The sequence below is a fragment of the Streptomyces odonnellii genome, from assembly GCF_000981895.1.
GTDB classification, from domain to species: Bacteria; Actinomycetota; Actinomycetes; order Streptomycetales; family Streptomycetaceae; genus Streptomyces; species Streptomyces odonnellii.
On sequence record NZ_LATD01000441.1, the window covers coordinates 1 to 5,149 of the forward strand.

The window sequence follows — 5,149 nt, forward strand, 5'->3', positions numbered from 1 at the left end:
CGCCTCGCCCCGTACCCCGCCCGACAGCTCCAGCGACGTCACCTTCTCGCTGCCCGCCGCCAGCACGTACCAGTGGCCCGCGTGGGATTTCCACAGGACGCCCGCCAGGACCTGGGGGGAGCGGACGCCGCACGCCGGGGAGTTCTCCGCGCGGGCGGCGACCGCCGTGGGGGCCGACTCGCGTCGTGAGGGGGCCTGGAACTGGGCCAGGACGCGGCTGCCCGTACCCCGCCAGGTCTCCGCGCGGGTGCACAGCCACCGTGCCGTGCCGTTGGACTCGGGCAGGGTCTGCCGTGCGAACTGCCAGGAGTTCACTGAGCGCACCCCGTGCGACCGTACCGTCGGCAGCAGGCAGGCCGTCCGCGCCCAGGCCGCCCGGTCGCCCGCCCCGGAGACGTCCCGCGGCGACGACGGCGGTCCGGACGTCAGCCGCGCGGGGACCAGCTCGCCGAGATCGGTGAGCAGCCGGTCCGTACCGTCGGCGCCACCCGCACCGTCGCCGTCGCCCGCACCCCCGGTCCGTACCTCCAGCGCGTCCCACGACGCGCAGTCCCGCGCCATCGCCGGACTCACCAGCGGCACGGTCACCCCGTCCGCGCCGCGCGGCAGGGGACGCGGCGCCCCCGCGGGCGCGAGCAGATCGCGTACGGACACCTTCCGCACCCACGGCGCCGTCAGATAACGCACATTGGTGTCCGAGCGGCCGACGACCACCGCCGCCGAACCCGTCCCGTCCGCCCCGTCGACCCGGGCGAAGTCGAGCGCGACGGCCGCGTCGTCGCCCGCGCCGGACAGCGGCTCGGCGTACCGCACCACCCGCAGCCCGTCGTGGAAGAGCACCACCCGGGCCCCGTCCACCCGCCCCGCGTACAGCAATTGCGGCGGCCCCATCGGCGGCCCCGGCGGGGTGGTGGGCGTGGCCGTGACCCGTACCGCCGCGCCGGGCCGCGCCCACACCGCGAGCGCCCGGCGCAGCAGCCCCCGGTCCCCGGCCAGCGCCCCGCGCGCGGGCCAGACCGAGAAGTCCGTACGGGCCGAGTCCTGCCACACGCCGGGCGCGACCCGCCGTACCCGCCCCGGATCGAGCGCCGCCTCAGCTGCGGGATTCCGGGCGTACGAGGGCGCCGCCGCGCCGTCCGGGCCCCACCCGCCGTCCGGCAGGACGACCAGCGCGGAGGCGACGAGCACCGCCGCGACCGCGGCCAGCCCGGCCCGTACCCGCTGACGGCGGCGCATCAGATCCGTCGGCCTGGCCTGGAGCGAGCAGGCGTCGAACTCGGGCGAGCCCAGCAGTCCGGCCGCGTCCGCCCCGCCGATCGTCCCCACACCGGCCGCCTCCTCCACCGCACCGGCCGGGGCCGGCGCGCCCGCGGCGCCCAGCACCCGCCGTACCTCCGTGTCCGGCAGTCGCTCAAGACCCCGCAGTACGAATGCCGCGCGCCCCGCGCAGGAGAGGGCGGACAGCCGCTGGTCCAGGGCGAGTTCATCCGCTCCGCCCGCGCGCGGGAACAGTCGCAGACCCCACACCCGGGGCAGCGGCGGCGGCAGTTGGGCCCGGCGGGGCAGGGCGAACCGGCGTACCGGACGCCCGGCCTCCAGCGCCTGCCTCAGCACCCGCCCGCGTACGTACGCGTAACCCAGGTCCTCCGCAGGCCCGTTCGTACGGCGCGGGCCCGGAATCCCGGACGTGTCGGCCGAGTCGCGGCCGCGCGGCAGCGACCGCTGCACCAGCGCGTGCGCGGTGAGCACCCGCCGGTTGCGGCCGAGCGCGGGCGGCAGGACCAGATACGCGATCCGCACCAGGCGTGGATAGTGCTCGACGAGGGCCGCCTCGGCCTGTTCGACGCCGATGGGGGCGGCGGGAGGCACGGGAGTGGTCACGGAAGCGGTGACGGCTTTGTCCTGGGGCACGTTCAGCAGAACGAGCGATACGTCGGATGGTCACCACATCACGCGGAGCACCGCGTCCTGTACGCCCCGCTCGCGCGGCGCGCGGGATCCCGTCCATCCTGCCGTTCCCGCCCGCACCAGCGGCCCCAAGGGGCACCATGGCCCCATGCGCAAGGAACGATCCCGAGTGGTACTCGCGGCCCTGGCCCTCCCCCCGACCCTCGCTCTGGCCCTGACGGCCGGCTGCGGCGCGGGCGGCGGCGCCGACCACGACGCGAACGACAACAAGGCACCCGACGTGCCGAAAACGGCGACCGGGAGCCTCGAACAGCTTGCCTCGCAGGCCGAGTGCGAGCCCAACATCCAGACCGACGCCGCCGAACTGCGCCAGGCCAACTGCACGACGGGCGACGGGAAGTATGTGCTCGCCACCTTCGCCACCGACCGCGGCCAGCGCGAGTGGATCAACGAGGCCAAGGACTACGGCGGTTCGTACCTCGTCGGCAGGAGGTGGGTCGCCGTCGGTGATGCGAAGGTGGTCGCGGCGCTGCGCGGCCGGCTCGGCGGGACCGTGGAGACCGGCTCGTCACACCACTCCGGGGGAAGTGGCACGGGGGAGAACGAGGGTCACTCGGGTCACCACATGAGCTGACCGCGCAGCGCGCGTGGGGGGTGGAAAGTGGAGCGGGGAGCGGCGGGCAGGTGCCTCAGCGGCACCTGCGTCCGCTGTTGATGCAGTTCACCACCTTGTTCATCAGGTTCTCGTCGAAGACATTGATGAAGTCACCGTGGTCGGTGACGGGCTTGTGGAGCTGCTCCGGGAAGGAGTCCAGCGCGAACCCGGGCCCCGGCGGCACGTCGTACACGATCCGCTGCTGGAGCTGCGGAATCGCCCGGAATCCGTTCTGACAGCGGCCGTTCTCGTCGGCGAACGCCACATGCGTACGGTGGTTGGCGCTGTCGCTGTTCTGGCCGTCCCAGCAGCTCTGGAACTTGAAGGTACGGACGACCTGGCTGCCTTCAGGGCAGATCGGGTATTTGTCCTTGAGCTGACGGTCCTCGAATCCGGTGCAGCTCCAGGACGCGTTCGCGTTGGCGTTGCCATTGACGAACGCCTTCGCGTCACCGGTGATGATCCGCAGGAACCGCGGCATGGCGGTGACCCTGGACACCGGGCTGCCGGCGAATTTCAGCGTGACCTGCGTCGGAGTCTGGATCTCTCCGACATTGCCTTCCTTGCCGCCGCCGTCCGCATTGGCGTCGTCCTCGGCCTGTCCGTTCTGAAGGCGCAGGACCGGCCAGTAGTACGTCGACTTGTCGCCCTGATTCCGGCAACTGGTCTCCGCCGCGGCAAGGGAGTCGTCGGTCGCGAAGGCGTCATTGGCCTGATTGCCGACGTAATCGTGCATATGGTGGGCGCCATTGGTCACGCCGGGCGCGACAATGACATTGTCCGAATTGAACTTTCCGGCCTCATTGCGACCGCAATCGGTGGTGAAGCTGCCCTTCGAGCCGCCGCGGCGCTGCCGGGGCTGGTTCACATTCGGCTGGACGGTGGTGATGTCGACGAAGTCGGACGCCTCGGGGCCGTTGCCGGCCTGGCCGCCACCGCCCTGACCGCCGTCCTGTCCATCGCCCTGGCCGCCGTTCTGCCCGTCACCCTGACCGCCGTCCTGGCCCGGATTCTGGCTGGGGTCCTGCCCGGGGTCCTGGCTCTGGCCGCCGTCCTGGCCCCCGCCGTTGTCCGTGCCGTCACCGGTTCCCTCGCCGCTGCCGCTGTCGTCGGCGCGCAGGGTGCAGGGCGCCAGCGCCTCCAGGCCCTGCGGCCGCTTGCCGACGCGGTCGATCGCGTTCGCGATGCGCTCCAGCGAAGCCAGCCGCTTGTTCTTCAGCGGAGTGAGAATGGCATTCTCGGCGAGTGCCGGGTCCTGCTCGATCTGTTCCTTCTGATCGGCGAACTTCTGGTATGCCTGGGTGATCTGGCTGTCTATCCTGGCCAGCTCGCGGTCGACCTGCCAGCGTGCTCCTCTCGGCACGTCCGTCAGTTCGTTCGCCACATCCGGACAGTCGATGGTCGACATCGCCTGACCGGCATTCTCGCTCTGCGGCGGACGCTGGTGGGACCTGCCCTCACCCGCGGATGCGTAGACATTCACCGCTACCAGCCCACCCCCGCCCAGGAGCAAGGCAGCCGAGGCGGCGATCGCCCGGTTCGCCAGTGTGGAGCGTTTTCTCGATGTGCGTCCCATGGAACTCCTCAAGCTTCGTTTGCCGGTTACAGGGAAATCTCGGCAGGGGGAGAAGCGAAGCGCTCCGTTCCATACGGACCTCATTCGCGGCGCGTTCAGCCGCCGCGTGAATTCATAGAAATCTCCATCAACAAACCGGGCGGATATGCCTCATTGGGGACGATGCCCACGGCGGCCTGACCGGCCGTCATCTGCCGCCGCGGTCCAGATACGCGAGCACCGCCAGCACCCGCCGGTTGTCGTCGTCCGACACCGGCAGCCCCAGCTTCCCGAAGATGTTGGAGGTGTGCTTGGCCACCGCCCGCTCGGTGATGACGAGTTGGGCGGCGATGGCCGTGTTGGAGCGGCCCTGCGCCATCAGCTCCATCACCTCCCGCTCACGCGGCGTCAGACCGCCGATCGGCTCATCCTTGGCGCGGCGGGAGAGCAACTGCGAGATGACCTGGGGATCCATCGCCGTACCGCCCGCCGCGACCCTCCGTACCGCGTCGATGAACTGGTCCGCGTCGAACACCCGGTCCTTGAGCAGATATCCCACCCCGCCCCTGCCGTCCGCCAGCAGCTCCCGCGCGTACAACTGCTCCACGTGCTGGGACAGTACGAGCACGGGCAGGCCGGGCCTGGCGCGCCGCGCGGCGAGTGCGCACTGGAGGCCCTCGTCCGTGTGGGACGGCGGCAGCCGGACATCGACGACCGCCACATCCGGCTCGAACTCCGCGAGCGCCGTGGTCAGTTCGGGCCCGCTCTCCACCGCGGCCAGGATCTCGAAGCCGTACGCCTCCAGCATCCTGACCAGACCGTCGCGCAGCAGGAAGAGATCTTCGGCTAGGACAACTCGCAAGGGATCTCCATGGTCACCATGGTGGGACCGCCCGCGGGACTGCTGACGGCCAGGACGCCGTCGAATGTACCGAGCCTGCGCTCCAGGCCGCTCAGCCCCAAGCCCTTCCCCGGCTCCGCGCCCCCGCCCCCGCTGGAACAAAAAACGCGAGACGCAGCAGCCCTTCCGC

General features: G+C 71.4%; 4 protein-coding genes and 1 pseudogene. 1 reads left to right on the forward strand and 4 read right to left on the reverse strand.

The genetic code is table 11. The features are described 5' to 3' along the window. A partial coding sequence (locus tag WH07_RS32360; RefSeq protein ID WP_052744632.1) for a hypothetical protein occupies window positions 1-1,911 on the reverse strand: 1,911 nt, incomplete at its 3' end. A 145-nt stretch (window positions 1,912-2,056) separates the two neighbouring features. Between WH07_RS32360 and WH07_RS32365 the strand changes: the two genes are divergently transcribed. Continuing rightward, window positions 2,057-2,542, forward strand: a complete 486-nt coding sequence (locus tag WH07_RS32365; protein ID WP_198533935.1) for a hypothetical protein — start codon at window positions 2,057-2,059, stop codon at window positions 2,540-2,542. 55 nt (window positions 2,543-2,597) lie between these two features. Here the strand turns inward: WH07_RS32365 and WH07_RS32370 are convergent, their stop codons facing one another. The 3 genes and pseudogenes from WH07_RS32370 to WH07_RS41530 form a co-directional block, all read right to left on the reverse strand. Then, a complete protein-coding gene (locus WH07_RS32370) occupies window positions 2,598-4,139 on the reverse strand; it encodes a DUF1996 domain-containing protein (RefSeq protein WP_046508066.1) in 1,542 nt (513 codons plus the stop codon). A gap of 187 nt (window positions 4,140-4,326) precedes the next feature. After that, window positions 4,327-4,980 carry a LuxR C-terminal-related transcriptional regulator gene (locus tag WH07_RS32375; protein ID WP_046508067.1) on the reverse strand — a complete coding sequence of 218 codons (654 nt, stop codon included), beginning with the start codon at window positions 4,978-4,980 and terminating at the stop codon, window positions 4,327-4,329. Beyond that, window positions 4,965-5,149: pseudogene (locus WH07_RS41530) on the reverse strand (sensor histidine kinase); the annotation flags it as partial. The pseudogene WH07_RS41530 and the gene WH07_RS32375, both read right to left, overlap by 16 nt.

What these genes read in the sequence shown, in the direction of transcription:
- WH07_RS32370 (WP_046508066.1), bottom strand. Translation starts at nt 4,139, where the DNA reads ATGGGACGCACATCGAGAAAACGCTCCACACTGGCGAACCGGGCGATC.
- WH07_RS32365 (WP_198533935.1), top strand. Translation starts at nt 2,057, where the DNA reads ATGCGCAAGGAACGATCCCGAGTGGTACTCGCGGCCCTGGCCCTCCCC.